This is a genomic window from Streptomyces sp. NPDC005863 (genome assembly GCF_042871345.1).
Lineage (GTDB): Bacteria > Actinomycetota > Actinomycetes > Streptomycetales > Streptomycetaceae > Streptomyces.
Map to the genome: position 1 here is coordinate 131,869 of NZ_JBIAII010000004.1, position 15,153 is coordinate 147,021.

General features: G+C 68.9%; 14 protein-coding genes. 6 read left to right on the forward strand and 8 right to left on the reverse strand.

Features of this window, described 5'->3' with window-relative positions; translation table 11 throughout:
* Positions 1-153 precede the first annotated feature (153 nt).
* Positions 154-1,329, reverse strand: coding sequence for a PP2C family protein-serine/threonine phosphatase (locus ACFYO9_RS16865; RefSeq protein ID WP_358775716.1), 1,176 nt, complete (start codon positions 1,327-1,329; stop codon positions 154-156).
* A 90-nt stretch (positions 1,330-1,419) separates the two neighbouring features.
* On the opposite strand from ACFYO9_RS16865, the gene ACFYO9_RS16870 reads away from it, so the two are divergent.
* Positions 1,420-1,935 (forward strand): MarR family winged helix-turn-helix transcriptional regulator, encoded by a 516-nt coding sequence (locus ACFYO9_RS16870; protein WP_388666384.1) that lies wholly within the window; start codon positions 1,420-1,422, stop codon positions 1,933-1,935.
* Positions 1,936-2,148: 213 nt separating this feature from the next.
* Here the strand turns inward: ACFYO9_RS16870 and ACFYO9_RS16875 are convergent, their stop codons facing one another.
* Complete coding sequence (locus tag ACFYO9_RS16875) at positions 2,149-2,355, reverse strand: hypothetical protein (protein ID WP_355809644.1); 207 nt, start codon at positions 2,353-2,355, stop codon at positions 2,149-2,151.
* A 381-nt stretch (positions 2,356-2,736) separates the two neighbouring features.
* Between ACFYO9_RS16875 and ACFYO9_RS16880 the strand changes: the two genes are divergently transcribed.
* From ACFYO9_RS16880 to ACFYO9_RS16890, 3 genes are read left to right on the forward strand one after another with little or no spacing between them, the layout of a single operon-like run.
* Positions 2,737-3,594 (forward strand): STAS domain-containing protein, encoded by an 858-nt coding sequence (locus ACFYO9_RS16880; RefSeq protein ID WP_358775718.1) that lies wholly within the window; start codon positions 2,737-2,739, stop codon positions 3,592-3,594.
* Complete coding sequence (locus ACFYO9_RS16885) at positions 3,587-4,000, forward strand: STAS domain-containing protein (RefSeq protein WP_358775720.1); 414 nt, start codon at positions 3,587-3,589, stop codon at positions 3,998-4,000. The genes ACFYO9_RS16880 and ACFYO9_RS16885 overlap by 8 nt, the downstream gene beginning before the upstream one ends.
* Entirely contained in the window at positions 3,997-4,512 is a 516-nt protein-coding gene (locus tag ACFYO9_RS16890) for an anti-sigma regulatory factor (protein WP_358775722.1), read from the forward strand. The genes ACFYO9_RS16885 and ACFYO9_RS16890 overlap by 4 nt, the downstream gene beginning before the upstream one ends.
* A gap of 815 nt (positions 4,513-5,327) precedes the next feature.
* Here the strand turns inward: ACFYO9_RS16890 and ACFYO9_RS16895 are convergent.
* The 5 genes from ACFYO9_RS16895 to ACFYO9_RS16915 form a co-directional block, all read right to left on the reverse strand.
* Positions 5,328-5,801, reverse strand: a complete 474-nt coding sequence (locus tag ACFYO9_RS16895) for a MarR family transcriptional regulator (protein ID WP_358775724.1) — start codon at positions 5,799-5,801, stop codon at positions 5,328-5,330.
* Positions 5,802-6,735: 934 nt separating this feature from the next.
* Positions 6,736-7,074, reverse strand: a complete 339-nt coding sequence (locus ACFYO9_RS16900; RefSeq protein ID WP_358775726.1) for an STAS domain-containing protein — start codon at positions 7,072-7,074, stop codon at positions 6,736-6,738.
* A 622-nt stretch (positions 7,075-7,696) separates the two neighbouring features.
* Entirely contained in the window at positions 7,697-8,695 is a 999-nt protein-coding gene (locus ACFYO9_RS16905; RefSeq protein ID WP_358775728.1) for an alpha/beta hydrolase, read from the reverse strand.
* A 191-nt stretch (positions 8,696-8,886) separates the two neighbouring features.
* Positions 8,887-10,008 (reverse strand): epoxide hydrolase family protein, encoded by a 1,122-nt coding sequence (locus ACFYO9_RS16910; RefSeq protein ID WP_358775730.1) that lies wholly within the window; start codon positions 10,006-10,008, stop codon positions 8,887-8,889.
* Between the two features lie 62 nt (positions 10,009-10,070).
* Complete coding sequence (locus tag ACFYO9_RS16915) at positions 10,071-11,543, reverse strand: MFS transporter (protein ID WP_358775732.1); 1,473 nt, start codon at positions 11,541-11,543, stop codon at positions 10,071-10,073.
* Between the two features lie 51 nt (positions 11,544-11,594).
* Here ACFYO9_RS16915 and ACFYO9_RS16920 point away from each other — a divergent pair, with 51 nt between their 5' ends.
* Positions 11,595-12,179, forward strand: a complete 585-nt coding sequence (locus tag ACFYO9_RS16920) for a CGNR zinc finger domain-containing protein (RefSeq protein ID WP_358775734.1) — start codon at positions 11,595-11,597, stop codon at positions 12,177-12,179.
* A 339-nt stretch (positions 12,180-12,518) separates the two neighbouring features.
* Here the strand turns inward: ACFYO9_RS16920 and ACFYO9_RS16925 are convergent, their stop codons facing one another.
* On the reverse strand, positions 12,519-12,869 hold the full coding sequence (locus tag ACFYO9_RS16925) for a hypothetical protein (protein ID WP_358775736.1): 351 nt from the start codon (positions 12,867-12,869) through the stop codon (positions 12,519-12,521).
* A 587-nt stretch (positions 12,870-13,456) separates the two neighbouring features.
* Between ACFYO9_RS16925 and ACFYO9_RS16930 the strand changes: the two genes are divergently transcribed.
* Entirely contained in the window at positions 13,457-14,917 is a 1,461-nt protein-coding gene (locus ACFYO9_RS16930; RefSeq protein ID WP_358775928.1) for an MFS transporter, read from the forward strand.
* Positions 14,918-15,153: the final 236 nt, after the last annotated feature.

Genomic DNA, 15,153 nt, shown 5'->3' on the forward strand with positions numbered 1-15,153 from the left:
GCCTCCTGGATGTGCGCGGGTCCGCGAGTACCGCCCGCCACGATGCCGAGCCCCCGCCGACATGGACCCGTACAAGCCGTACGGGACCGCCCGATCCACCCGTACGGGGGAAGGGGACGGCCGGGAGCTCAGGCGGAGAGGCGGGTCTGCGGTTCAGTCCTGCGGCTGGCGGCCGCGCCAGTCGAGGCAGACGACCATGGCGTCGTCGTCGGCGTCGATGGGACCCCGGTGCCCTGCGAGTTCCTGCAGCACGGCGCGCGGTACCTGGGAGGCGGGCAGGAGACGGGTGCTGGCGAGGGCCCGCATCAGGGCCTTCTCGCTGTAACGCTCTCCCGCGGGGGAGACGACGTCGTAGACGCCGTCGCTGATGAAGATGAGGCGGTCTCCCGGCTCCATCTGGAAGGGCTCGGTCGTATAAGGGGTGTCCTCGAACATGCCCAGCGGCATCTGTGCCTCAGGTTGGATCAGCTCGCACTTCCCCTGCCGCAGCCGCCACATCTGGGGAGATCCGGCGTCGACGATCTGTGTCTGCCCGGTGTCGAGATCGAAGCGGAGCAGCAGCGTGGAGAGGTATACGTCTCCGTGGTAGTGGCCGTAAAGGGCCTGGTCGGCCAGGACCGCCTGGTCGGACAGGGACAGTCCGGCACGGCGGGCGTTGCGCAGGGCGTTGACGGCCAGATTGGTGAGGAGGGCCGCCTCGATCCCCTCGCCCATGCCGTTGGTGACGACGAGGGTGAGGTGATCGGCCGAGGTGGACCAGTCGAAGTTGTCGCCGTAGATCGCGTAGGCGGGTTCCAGCTGGGCACCGATGTCGTATTCCGGACGGGAGCAGGACCTGCCGGGCAGCAACTGCCACTGCATCTCGGCGGCCAGGGTCAGACGGTTGGCGCGCCGCGCCTGGAGGTAGACGTCGGTGTCACGCTCGCCGACGACGATCTCGTGGCCGAGCACTTCGGCGACGTTGGCGAGTTCCTCCTCCGCCGCGGTGTCGTAGACCTCCTGCGGCAGGACCACGGAGAGGACGCCGATGCGGTCCCCGCGCACGCTGATGGGCAGATGGGCGGTCAGCCGGCCGCCCCGGTCGTCGGTCACCACGTAGGGTTGCTGGGCGCCGAACGCTCGCCCTGGTGAGCTGTTGTGGACAGAAATCGGTTCGGCGGTGTAGGGAAGCTCGCTGACCGGTTGCAGTATGGTCATCGCGTAGTCGGCCATGAGCAGGTCGACGGAGACGGCTCCGTAGTGGGTGGCAAGGGCGCCCTGCACCGCCTGCAGCAGAGCGTGCGGCGCCGCTTGGCGCAGCGCGCGTTCCGCAGCCGTGAATCTGTCCACCGTTCAGGTACCGCCTATTCGGGAAATGAAAATGCAGAGGAGCGGGAGGGTCGTTTTGTGCCTCAGCGACTGCCAAGACGGTTGAAGACCGTGACTGTTGAGAGCGGATCCTCCGGCGGCGGCGCGACCAGCGGTCAGGGGATGGCCGCCTTCACGGCCCGCGAAGCCCTCGAAGTGCTCGAGGTGCTGTGGGGCCAGCGGCGGGACCTGGCACCGACCTCTCCCGTCTCGCCCTCTCAGCTGCGGGTGCTGTACGTCCTTGCGGACAATGACGGAATCAATCTGCGCGCCCTGGGCGAAGAACTGGGTTCGGCCCCCTCGTCGGTGAGCCGCATGTGCGACCGGCTCCACGCCCTCGATCTCATCGAGCGGGCCGCTAGTTCGGCTAGTCGAAGGGAGGTGGAACTGCGCCTGTCGGGTAGGGGTGCACGCTACCTCAGGGAGCTGAGGGCGCGTCGCGAGGCCTCGCTGGCCGAGGTGGTGGCCACCATGACGCCTGCCGAACAGGCGGCCTTCGCGCAAGGGCTGGCCTGCTTCCGTACGGCGGTGCTGCGCGGGAAGGGCGACGCAGGTTCCGAACGCGGCGAGGTGGCGGGCAGCGCTTGACGCCGCCGGGTGGGCGGTGCCCCAATAGGTTCACCGTTCTCAGTCCTCCGCTGGGGATCCCATGCGCACGTCGACCGTGAGCCCGCGTCTAGATTGCGGCCTGACGGTATTGTTGTCAAACGGCAAGGTTTTCCCCGCGGAAACAGAATCGCTCATGCGCTCGACTCCGCGAACCCTCGCCTGTGGACTCCGGCGTGCGTCGTTCCGTCGGGTTCAGCTCGCCGGGATCGGGCCGGTCACCTTTTCCAGGCGTAGCAGGTCGTGCGGGTTCAGGCCGGACAGTTCGCAGATGGCGTCCACGGCGCCCCCGCGGCGCAGGGCGGCGACCGCCTCCATTTCGGTGTCGGCCCGCGCGGCATCCAGTGCTGCTTGGGCGTCGCGCAGGCGATGAACGGCCAGCTCCAGCGAAAAGAGTTCCATGCGCGCGGATGATGCCATGCCCCGGCCTGTCCTCTCGCCGCGCGGCGTCCCTGGCCGACGCGGTAGTTGACGGCCGGCCTCGGCGCCTCCTGTGGCGGCCGCCCCCGCGCCGGCTGCTCTCTTCGGGTCCCACCGGGGTTACGAGGTGCCGCACTCTGACCGTGTAGCGCCGCACTCTGACCGTGTATCAGAGTGCCCCGGAATGTCGGCAGGTCCGGCTCGTTCGGGTGGGCGGACCGGAGGGCGGACCTTTCGAGTTCGACTCACCCGTGCGTATATTTGCCACGCGACAACAATTGGCGTGCGGTGAGCAAGTGCGACGTACGACATCGCGCACTGGGCCCGCCGCCCGCACGTGCGGGGCCGACGAGAGGGATCCGGGTGGGTATCAGCGAAGCCATGGTGCGCCGACGTGTGGCGAAGGCGTTGCGGGCGAACGCTGAAACGGTGGGCGACCGATGGGTGGAGCTGCAACTCGCGCAGGACGAGCTGAGGGCGGGCGTTGGCGAGCGGGAGCTGCGGGAGGAGTCCGACGAGCTGATCACGGCTCTGGTCGCGGGCCTTGAGGCCGACCTTCCCGTGTCCCAGGTGGTCACCTCGCATGAGGCGCTGCGCCGAGCGGTGGTTGATCTGTCGCTGCGCCGGGCACGGTGCGGTGCCACGCCGACGGCGACCTCGTTGGCCGTTCTCCTCCTCAAGGAGGCGGTGCTGGAGGTGGTGCAGAGCGCGACCGGCGATGCGGACGAACTGTTCGAGGCGGCCTTGTTGGTCAACCGATTGCTGGACGCGGCCGGGGTGCTGTCGTTCGACACGTATGTCGAGGGCCGGGAAGACATCATCCGTCGGCAGAGCCGGCAGCTGCTCGAACTGTCGACACCGGTGGTGCGACTGTGGCGGCACATCCTGGCGGTCCCGCTGATCGGCACCCTCGACACCGGGCGTACTCAGGTGGTCATGGAGAACCTGCTGCGGGCGATACAGGAACACGAGGCGCAGGCCGCGATCATCGACATCACCGGTGTGCCGACCGTGGACACGGTGGTGGCCCAGCACTTGATGCAGACGGTCAACGCCGTACGGCTGATGGGCGCGGACTGCGTCATCAGCGGCATCCGCCCGCAGATCGCGCTGACCATCGCGCAGCTGGGCATCGACCTGTCGAAGATCCTCACGCGCGCCAGTCTTGCCGACGCGCTGTCCGAGGCGATCAGACTGACGTCGGAGCCGGCCCTTGGGTGATGTCCTGGTCACCGGGCTGCTGAACGAGCTCGACGACGAGTCCGCTCCGGCCTTCACGGACGAGCTGACGCACCGCATATCGGCGGAAGGAGCTCGCGGTGTCCTGATCGACATCTCACGTCTGGAGATGGTCGACTCCTTCGTGGCGCGCATCCTGATGGAAATGACGTCCATGGCACGCCTGTTGGGGGCCAGGGTCATCGTGGCCGGTCTGCGGCCGGCGGTGGCCATCACGCTGGTGGAGCTCGGTATTGGACTCGACGGCGTCGAAACGGCCCTGAATGCCGAACAGGGCATGGCGGCTCTCGGGTGGCACCAGCGCCCGCATGCCCTGAATGCCGAACAGGGCATGGCGGCTCTCGGGTGGCACCAGCGCCCGCAGCCCCCTGAAAGGGGCACGACATGATCCGACTCGCTGACCGCACCACCTCCACCAACACTCCGTGGGCAGGGGAGGGGAACCTAGCTCCCGCACAGCTTCAGCACCAGACTCCCGCGCAGCCACACCACCAGAAGCAGGCGCCCGAGCGCCACACCCTGAGCACGGAAGAGGATCTTCTGACGATCCGGCACGCCGTTCGCGCGGCCACGGTGAGGGCGGGTTTTGGGCTCATCGATCAGACCCGGATCGTGACCGCGGCCAGCGAATTGGCCCGCAACGCCTACATCCACGGCGGCGGAGGAAACCTCACCATCGAATACCTCGGCCGCAAAGGCGGTACGGGGCTGCGCCTGACCATAAGCGACGCCGGTCCCGGCATCCCGGACGTCGAGGCTGCCCTCGCCGACGGGTTCACCACCGGTGCCGGACTGGGCCACGGGCTCGGCGGCACGCGCCGGTTGATGCACGACTTCTCGGTGCACTCCGAGGCGGGAAAGGGCACGACCGTGACCGCCACCCGGTGGACCGACCAGTGACGCTGACCGCTACCCGGGCGGTCTCCGTGCGCATCGATCACTCGAGCGCGGTGCACCTGGCCGCCGCCGCGGCCCGCTAGCCGGTCGAACAATGCGGACTGCCCGGCTCGCTCCCGGACCAGGCCCGCCAAGGTCCGCTCCCGCCTCGTCCTGCCGGTCGCGGACGTGCCCGTATCCCCCGCATCAAAGGGCAGGCCCACACCTTCGGCCCTCCGGCCCGCAGATTCCCCCAACGCCCCCACACCGGAGGCCGATTAACAACCTCGGCGGCACCCGCCCACCCACACCCGGGACGAGAGGGACCACCGGGCCGCACCCGCGTACGAGACGGGAGGGGACGTGAGGGTATGTGCGCACGGAGCACCGAGCGCGCTGTAGCAAAATTGTCCGCGAGGCGTGGCGAACAGTGGATGGCGAGTACGCACATACCCCCGCGGCCCCGCACCCAAGAACCGAACCCAAGGCGCAGACGCCCACGCGCCGACTCCCTCATGGCCGAGCACCGCCACCTCAAGCACGAACTGACCGAGACCAACGGCGGCGCCCTGGCCCTGTACGTCCAACTCGAAGAGCAGAATGAGCAGTTGCGCCAGGCGGATGGCACCATGCTGACTCGAAGGAGGCTGCGGCACCGATGGCTCGCTGACCACCACGGTCACCGACGGCCAGGGCAACCGTATCCAGGCGACCCTGCTGACCATCCTCACCGCCAGCGCACGTGAGCAGCGGCGTCCACGCTGACCAAGGGGCGGACCAAGGGGCGGATACGAGTGTCTTCGGCGAACGGGCCCTCCGGGCCGACCCCGGTAGCGAACTCAGCGCCCCATGTCCGTGGCGTCAACCGCCCCCGTGGCGTCGGTGAACGATCGCAGACCCGCCACCAGCGCCTCACGCTGCGCCGCCGGGACGTGCTGAAGCACGCTGCGGATGGCCCGGAAACGGCGCTCGGACAGAGCGTCCAGCATTTCGCGGCCGCGCGCGGTCAGCGTCAGCCCGATTTCCCGGCGATTGGTCGTGGCACGGTGGCGCATGAGCAGCCCCGCCGCCTCCAGCCTGTCGCAGAGCCTGCTGACCGTGGGGGGAGCGGCGCCCACCCTCTCCGCCATTCCGGTGAGATTGATCCCCGGACACCGGTGGGTGATCAGCAGGGCCTGCAGCTGCAAACTCGACAGCCGGGGATCGGCTGCCTTGGCGGCCTCGCTCCAGACCTCCACCAGGGCTTCCGCGTGTTCAGACACCTGCCGGGCAAGCACATTCAGGGATTCGTCCGACGATGCCGCGCGGTCCATGTGGCCGTCACTCCCATTGAACAGGTGCCCATTCCCTTCAGGACGTTCTCACCCGCCCCACGCGGCGCTTCCTGAAACGGTCCACAGTCAACGTGCCCTGTCTGACGAACTTATTCTCGTTCGCACCATCTTTCACATGCAAACTTTTCCGGGCCGACAGACAGGCCTGCCGGTAGCCCCGTCGGTTTCGCGGTCAACGGCGTGAGAGGCCCTTTGCAGTGCCGGGTCACATGCCCTCCTCCGCCTGCGCCCACTCATGGACCACCCACCCGGGTGACAAATTTCCGGCATCCGTGAGCAGTAGAACACCGCCATCGTGACACGCAGAAAATGTGTCACGGCGATGGTAGACATCTGGGATCATGGTGGCTAACGTCTTACCCGTAGCCAGGAGATCGAGAAGGCGCGGCAGACATGAACTGCCGTGCATGCAGGACCAGTAGGTAGTGGCACGGCGGTGGAGTGGCGGGGCCGAAAGGATCTCGGGGTCCCTTCACTGACTGCCGGGCCGGGCGGCTCAACGGGGCCGCCAGTACGCAGGAACCAGCAGGTGCAGGATCAGGAAGAAGACAGGAAGAAGAGAAGGAGGCAGACGCCATCAGGATCGCCCGGGCGAGAACGTAGTCGGTCCGGGTGCCGCAGGCCCCAGAACGGAAGGTGGTCCCACGGTTACGCACAAGCGATCCCCGCATACATCCCCCTCTTCCGAGAGGGCGAGCGGAAAGAGAACGCCGGCGCAGCAGTAAGCCGGCAGATGGTGTTCAAATCCCCAGGGGCTCTGGTGCCGTATGGCACCAGAGCCCCTCGACGCGTTCCCACGAGAATTGCCCGCGGCCCATGCGCACCTCCGTGCACTTGTCGCCAGGGCACTGTGGTTCGCCTGCACTTCCATGATCTGGACACCGCCTACACCGCCTACGCCGACCGCAGTGCGTCAGAGCTGAACGCCGAGTGGAGCCGAGGCTCGGGTGTACTCGAACACCCGGGCCACAGAGGGATGGAGCGGGCCGCGGAGGAGGAAGGCGGCGCCGTTGCGCAGGGTCTCCAGGCGGGCCTGCAGCAGCGCGCGGACGCCGACGCAGTCGCAGAAGGTCACCTCGGCCATGGTGATCAGAATCCGATCGGGATGAGCATCAAGGCAGGCGCGGACAGCTTCGTACAGGGCGCCGACGGTCCCCAGATCTATCTCGCCCGCCAGGCGAATCGTGTGCTGCCCTGCCACTTGCACCGTCTCCGCATGCAGTTCCACTGACGCGTGAAGAATGTGGATCACTTCCCCTTCTCGGTAAGGAGTCACGCCCTCCGGACTTCCGCGTATAGCCGGAAACGCCGAAGCCACACCTGTCGGGCCAAGGTCACCGCCGCACGGGTGAAGGGGTGGTCCCTTGAGCGAATCCGTTACGGCTGCGTCGACCGCGTGCAACGGGGGAGGCGGCTACGGCGCGCTTTGCCCAGGCCGTCTCCCGCGATCTGCGTCTGCTCCGCAAGGCCCGTGACGAGCTCGGTGTGCCGCTGGTCATAGGTTCCTGCGGGCATCCGGATGCGACGTGGGGATGGACTGTGCCGCCGCCATGGCTCGTACGATCGCAGCCGGGGGAAAGCGAACTTCAAGCTCGGCCTGATGCACGCCGATCAGCCCGCCGGCCGCGCCAGACCGCGGAACCACGGCCCGGCAAGAAGGGGGATGCCTGCCGGACCTCTACACGTTCCGGGTTGCAGACCGCTTCCGCCTCACATGGCGCCGGTACGAGCGGGCCCCCGGAGAGACCGCCGCAGCGGGAGATCGTTGACGGCATCCCGTACATCGCCGACAACGCCTACGTGTCACCGGCAGCGATCCACTCCTACCATTACGCTGCAGTACGAACTTGGCCGCCCAGAACCCGAGTTGGACGTCAGCCCGCCGCCAGCACCCGCTCCAGCCAGGAACGCCGGGCCTGCCACGCTGCCCGGCTGATCGCCGCGTCCGGGACCACCAGGTCGAACGTGTGGTAACCACCGGCCCACACATGGAGCTCGGCAGAGCCGCCGGCCCGCCAGATGCCGTCGGCGTACGCCACGGCCTCGTCGCGCAGCGTCTCCGCGGAGCCGACGTCGATGAAGGCGGGCGGCAGTCCGGACAGATCCGTGGCGCGGGCAGGCGCGGCGTAGGGCGACACGTCCGGGCCCCCGCACTCGGAACCGAGCAGGGCCTTCCACCCGAAGCCGTTCCAGCCGCGGTCCCAGACATCGACACCGTCCATCTGATGGGCCGAAGCAGTGTCGTTGCGGTCGTCGAGCATCGGGCACATCAGCCACTGCCCGACCAGCCGCGGACCGCCCTTGTCGCGCACCGACAAACTCAGCGCGGCGGCCAGGCCACCACCGGCACTCGTCCCCGCGACGACGATCCGGTCCGCGTCCACGCCGAGTTCGGCCGCGTGTTCAACGGTCCACAGCAGCCCGGCGTAGACATCGTCGAGCGGTGCGGGATGTGGATGCTCCGGCGCGAGCCGGTACCCCGCAGAGATCAGCGACGCCCCGAACCGCTCGGCCTCGTCCAGCAGTTGTTCGAGGAAGAACAGGTGCCGCGGATCGCCGCTGAAGTAGCCGCCGCCGTGTACGAAGTAGATGACCGGGCGCGACGCGGCCGGACCCGAAACTCCGACAGGCGTGCAGATCAGCAGCTCCGCCTCTGAGGTGTTTGCGGTACCCGAGGTACCGGACACCCCCGGGACCGAGCGCGACGTCACCTCGAACCGCCCGCCCCGCCGCAGTTCGTCGAGCGTCGGCACCTCTGCGGCGTCCTCGGCCCGGACCTTCGGCAGCCGCTCCAGGCTCATCGGTCCCGAACCGGCCTCCTGCACGGCGCGGTATCCGTCCAGCAGCGCCGCATCGAAAGGTATTGCCGCCATCAGTCCGCCTTCGTCAGAATTCGCGCGCCACCCTCGGGATGGCGATCGTGTGCTCCGTGCTCCGTGCTCCGTGCTCCGTGCTCCGCATGCGCGCCTCGCGCTCCATCGCTGGAAGCGAGAGTCCAGCCGCCGGGGCAGTGTAGATCTTGGTCGACGTGGCCGGCCGTCCCCAGACTTTGTGGCACGGACAGTCAGCGGAACAAGCGGAAGAACCCGCGCACCTGCTCGACCAGCGACTCCGGTTGCTCCAGCGCGGCGAAGTGGCCACCGCGCGGTAGCTCCTCGAACCAGCGCAGGTCGGTGAACCGCAGTTCGGCCTCCCGCCTCGACGGGCGGGTGATGTCGCGCGGGTAGACCGAAAGCCCGGACGGCGCCGTCACCTTGTCCCGGAAGTCGGCGAAGCTCTCCCAGTACAGGCGCGCCGACGACGTGGCCGACGCGGTGAACCAGTAGACCGAGATCTCGTCGAGGATCGTCTGCCGCGACAACGCGTTTTCGGGATGGCCGTCGTTGTCCGTCCACGCCCAGAACTTCTCGGCGATCCAGGCGGCCTGCCCCGCCGGGGAGTCGGTGAGGCCGTAGCCGAGCGTCTGCGGCCGGGCCGCCTGGATCGCCGAGTACCCGCGCCCTGCGCGCCGCATCTCCGTCTCCGCCTCAAGATTCGCCAGCTCCCCGGGCGTCGGGTCGTCGAACGCGCCCGCCGCCACGGATCCCAGGTTCAGGTGCACGCCTGCGACCCGCTCGGGCGCCACCTCGCCCAGCGCCCCGGACACCGCCGAACCCCAGTCACCGCCCTGGGCGCCGTACCATTCGTAACCCAGCGAGACCATCAACGTGTCCCAGGCGCGGGCGGTGCGAGTGATGCCCCACCCGGTCGTCGACGGCTTGTCGCTCCAGCCGTATCCGGGCAACGACGGTGCGACCACGTGGAACGCGTCCGCCGGGTCACCGCCGTACGCGCGCGGGTCGGTGAGCGGCCCGAGGACCTCCAGGAACTCGAGCACCGACCCCGGCCACCCGTGCGTGATTACGAGCGGGAACGCGTCCGGCTCCGGCGAGCGGGCATGCAGGAAGTGGATGCCGAGGCCGTCGATCGTGTCGCGGTACTGGGGGAACACGTTCAGCCGCTCGGAGAACCCGAAGTCGTACTCCTCGGCCCAACTGCGGCAAAGCTCCTGCGCGTACGCCAGCGGCACCCCCTGTGACCAGTCGTCCACCGGCTCGCGCTCGGGCCACCGTGTCCGCCGCAAACGTGCACGCAGATCCGTGATCTCGGCTTCGGTGATGCTGACCTCGAATGGCTCGGCGGACATGGCAGGACTCCTTACTGGTCAAGAATGGTCAAGGCGTTGTCGGATCGGACGCAGGCGGACCGTCATCGCGGACCCCCTCGCGTGACGTCGGGTTGGGGGCGGCGATCGGCGGCAGGGCGCCGGGTCAGGCTGATGATGAGTCCGGCCAGGGGGAGTGCCGCGAGGGCGGCGAGGGCCACCGGCTCCGGCACGATGCCGGACAGACCCGCGGCAGCGGCCGGACCGATCCCGCCACCCAGGGCGTTCATGAAGTTGAGCAGACTCTGTGCGGTGTCGCGGTCGTCCACGGCGACCAGGTCCGGCGCGAGGCTCACCAGTACGGCTTGCGCGCCGGCGAACCCGCACACGGTCAACGCCGTCCCGACGACAACGGGGGTCGGCCCGGGGAAGATCGCGACCACGAGCACACCGACGACGGTGAGTGCCGCAAGCCCGGCCGACATCTGCCAGCCGGTGAACCGGCCGGTCAAGGCGCCGACCAGCCGCCCGGCCAGTACCGAGCAGACGGCGGCCGGGACCAGGAGCACGCCGGCTTTCAGGGGGCCACCGCCCGTGGCCTGCTCGATCAGGGACGGGGCGCGGAACAGCACCCCGTAATAACCGGCGAAGACGGTCCCGCCGACGAGCCCGGCCGCCAGGAAGCCGCGGGAGGCGATCACCCGCCGTGGTACGAACCCGTCGGGAGTACTGCGCACGTGCCGCCACAGTCCCAGGGCGGCGAGCGCCCCGGCGGCGGCCACGACGAGCGTGACCGGGGCGGGCAGGCCGACCGAGTGTGCCTGCAGCAACGTGATCAAGGAGCCGGCGAGTACCGACAGCATGGCTGCGCCGACGACATCGAGTCGCCCGGCGGAGCCGTGGCGCTCGCCGCTGCCGTTCCTGCTACTACCGCTGCCGCTCCGCGTCAGCGCATGCCTGCTCGGCCATGCGGCCAGCAGGAGGGGCAGCGCGAGGACCGGGATGGCGAGTACGGCACGCCACCCGAGCCATGCGGTCACCGCCCCGCCCAGCAGCGTCCCGCATGCCGACGCCGTCGCGCTGGCGGCCGCGATGATTCCAAGGGCGCGGATCCGTTGCCGGCGGGGAAGGGCGGTGGCCGCGGCAAAGACGGCGATCACGGTCGCGCCCGCCCCGGCGCCGCCGATGAGCCGGCCCGCGATCACGACGGCCAGTGTCGGCCCGGCTCCGGCGACCACGGAGCCCGCGGCGAGCGTCACGACCCCGGCGACGAGGACCTGGAAGGGGTTCCAGCGGACCAGCAGCCGACCCGCGACCGGCATTGCGAGCGCGGAGGTCAGCGACCACGCGGCAAGAATCCACGCGGTGGCCCCGAACGGCACCGAGAGCGCGCGGCCGATGGCCGGCAGAGCCACCGAGGGTGCTCCCAGTGCCACGTACATCGGCAGCACCAGCACCCCCAACGTCAGCCCCAGCCGACTCCCGTCCGGGGCGCGGGCTCGCTCCAGCGCCGGGGCCCCTCCAGACGTGATCCTCTGCGGCGTCGTCCGCTCCTGGCGCTGGGCATGATGTGACATGCTAAGCCTCCCTTGCGTGTAACATTACGGAGCAGGGAGGAGACACGTCAAATGCAGGATGCGTATCACAGCCCGTTGGTGGTGCAGGCGGCCGTCGACCTGGCCAACACCTTGAGGCCGATCAAGGGGGAGGACGCGCTGGAGACTGTGGAGCAGCTCCGTGACTTCCTTGACGACCACCCCGCGGCGGAGTCGCCGCGCTCTGCCGCGAACGGAGGGGCCGGTCCGCGGCATCTCACCCCAACCGACCTGGCGGAAGTCCGCGGGGTGCGCGAGACGGTGCGTGAGGTGCTCGAACGGGCGAGCACGGACGCGGTCGAAGCTGCGGCTCTGATCAACGACGGTCTACGTAGGAACCGCGCCACCCCGGTACTGCGCCATGGCGACGACCGCTGGTGGACCGAGGTGACCTCCGACACCGACCGCTGCGCGGCACACCTCGCCGCGACCACGCTCAGCGCACTGGCCTCCGTGATGGCCACGCTCGGCCCCGCTCGTCTCGGCGTATGCGCCGGGTCGGCCTGCCGGGCCACTTTCGTGGACCTCTCGCGCAACGGCTCGAAGCAGTACTGCACCCGAACCTGCGCACACCGAGCCAGCGTCGCGGCCTACCGAAGCCGACGCAGCCCGCGTTGAGCGCCGGGGCCCCCTGATCCCCTGGGGGAGTTCCTCGCGATGCGATCTGCATCGCCGCGAGGCCCCACCAGTCCGACCCTGCGTGTGCTCTCGCGCGAGCGACGACAGCGGCGATTTGGGGTGACTCGCCCTTTTCCTCATCCCTCAGCTGCTCTGGGTGTACGTCGTCCTCTACAACATCTTCTGAATCGGCCACCCGATCAGGCAAAGAACCTGGTCAGATGTTCCGGACCCGGCAGTTCAGGTTCGCTTGGCTCGGCGCCCCGGGGAGGTACGGAGGGAGACATCCCGACACCGCGCGCGGCGCAGAGCCAGTGCCGCAACAGGCAGCGTTTGCCCTTACCGGCGGGCGGTCTCCTGCACACTGAGCAGCAACCCGTCCTCCATCACGGCCGTCACCACCCGCACGCCCAGGCCAGCGCCGTTCACGCTGTGGCGCTCCAGGAACCGGTACACCTTGGGGGTGACGCTGGTGATCTCCTCGACTTCGATCGACAGTCCAGGCTGGCTGCCGCCCGCACTGCGCAGGGATCCTCGCAGCGTCTCAAGGTCGAGGATCGCTCCATCCGTCGTCACGAGCACGAAGGCGTCGTGGTGCGCGCTCAGAAATGCGTCGAGGCTTTCAGCGTCTCCATCCCTCAGCCACGCGGTCAACTGGTGATGGTGCCGGACCAAGAAGTCACCGTTCATGCCCCAACTATGGCAGTGATGAGGATCTGTGGATTCGGCCGGTGATGCTCTTCCTTCCCCAGCTAGTAGCTGTCGGCAACGAGGATCGGGGGCGTCGGTAGGAACCGTTTCATCAGCCGCAAGGAACGGTCAGGGCTTCGTAGCCGCAACGGGGCCGCCGCCGTCTCGGCTGGGCATGGCGCGATCTTTGCTTGTCGAAGCGTGAGGAGCCCGTACCCAGGCGTCGGGTAAATCCGTTTGCGTCCCCGGCAGCCTGACCTACTCTGTCGGAGGTCATGTGCGGCGGGGCCCCTGCCTCACCATTCGGCGCTCGGCGTCGATGTGTACCGCGTGCCCGGCCGGGAGGAGGTGGGAAACATGGACTGGAACTGGACAACGAGTGTTGCGGCCATAGTTGCCCCCGGCCGTGTGCCCCCGTTCGGCGCGCGGTAGGACTCTTAGCCCCCTTTGCGGCACCTCATGGTGGTGTCCGCTGCTCTCGCGATCCCTTGTGTCGCGTCCCGGGGTGCAGGACCGCGCGTCTGCTCCTACACCTCCGACGCAGAAATGTGATCGCCTTGACCAAGCAGTCCTCCCCTGGGGACACCGTGCCCACGCCGGCCCCCCACACCACCGCGCACGCGGCTGAGTTGCCCGATCCGAAGCGGTGGTGGGCTCTCGCCGTCATCGCAGGCGCCCAGCTCATGGTGATTCTCGACGGCACGATCGTGAACATCGCCCTGCCCTCCGTCCAGAACGGACTGGGCATGTCGGATGCGAACCGGCAGTGGGTGATCACCGCATACTCCCTGGCCTTTGGCGGCCTGCTCCTCCTCGGCGGCCGGATTGCCGACCTGGTCGGCCGTAAACGCACCTTCATGATCGGCCTGGTCGGATTCGCCGCCGCCTCCGCGCTCGGCGGCGTGGCCGACGGTCCCGGGACGCTGTTCGCGGCGCGGGCCCTGCAAGGGGCCTGCGCCGCGATCCTGGCCCCCTCCGCGCTGTCACTGCTGACGACGACGTTCACCGAACCTGCCGAGCGCGGTAGGGCGTTCGGGATCTACGGCGCGCTCGCCGGGGGCGGCAGCGCCATCGGGCTGCTGGTGGGCGGCCTGCTCACGGAGTACGCGACCTGGCGCTGGTGCCTGTACGTCAATGTCCCCATCGCGCTGGCCGCCCTCGGCGGCGCGCCGGCTCTCCTCAAGGACAGCCCTGGCCGGCGCGGGGTGCGCCTCGACATCCCCGGCGCGCTGCTCGCCTCCGGCGGACTCGTGGCGATCGTGTACGCCTCCAGTGACGCGGAATCCGCCGGTTGGGCCGACCCGTTGGTCCTGACCCTGTTTGCGGCCGGTGTGGTCCTGCTCGCCGTCTTCGTGTGGTGGCAGTCCCACGCCAAGCATCCGATGCTGCCGCTGCACATCGTCAGAGACCGCACCCGTGCGGCGGCGCTCGCGACGATGGGCCTGGCCACCGTCGCCATGTTTGGCGCCTTCTTGTTCCTGACCTACTACCTCCAGGCCATCCTCGACTACTCACCCCTACGGACCGGACTGGCGTTCCTGCCGATGTCCGTCACGATCGTCATCGGCGCGACACAGATCGCCGCCCGGCTCTTGCCCCACACCGCCCCACGAAACCTGATGGCCCCCGGCATGCTCCTCGCGGCCGCCGGCATGCTGCTCCTGACCCGCCTGAGTATGAACTCCGCCTACGCCACCGGGGTGTTGCCCGCGCTGGTGCTGCTCGGCCTGGGCATGGGACTGACGTTCATGCCGGTCTACGCGACGGCGACCGCCGGGGTCGCCCCGCAGGACGCCGGAGTGACGTCCGCGACCGTCTCCACCTTCCAGCAGATCGGCGGCTCCCTGGGCACCGTCCTGTTGAACACGATCGCGTCGTCCGCCACCACCCGTTACATCGACGCCCACCCGTCCCGGAGCCGGGGCCCGGGCCCGGGGGAGGGGGAGGGTATGGTGCACGGCTTCACCATCGCGGCCTGGTGGTCGGCGGGCGTCCTGCTCCTTGCAGCGCTGGTCGCGGCCATGGCCAAGACGCCTGAGAAACCCTGACGAAGTGATCTCCGAGATCGTTGGCCCACTCCGGACCGGATGGTGTTCCAGGGCATCCCGTTCGCGCTCCACACCGGGATCGCCTGAGAGCACGTGGCGCTTGCTCTGTCTTCGTTGGACGGCCAGCTCGGGCAGAACCGACGGGCGGCGTGTGGAGTAAGTCCCGGCCGCGGAGGGAGCTGTGGCCAGGAGGTGAAGGAGGACGAGCCAGGCGGCTGGGTATCCCGTGTGCCGTG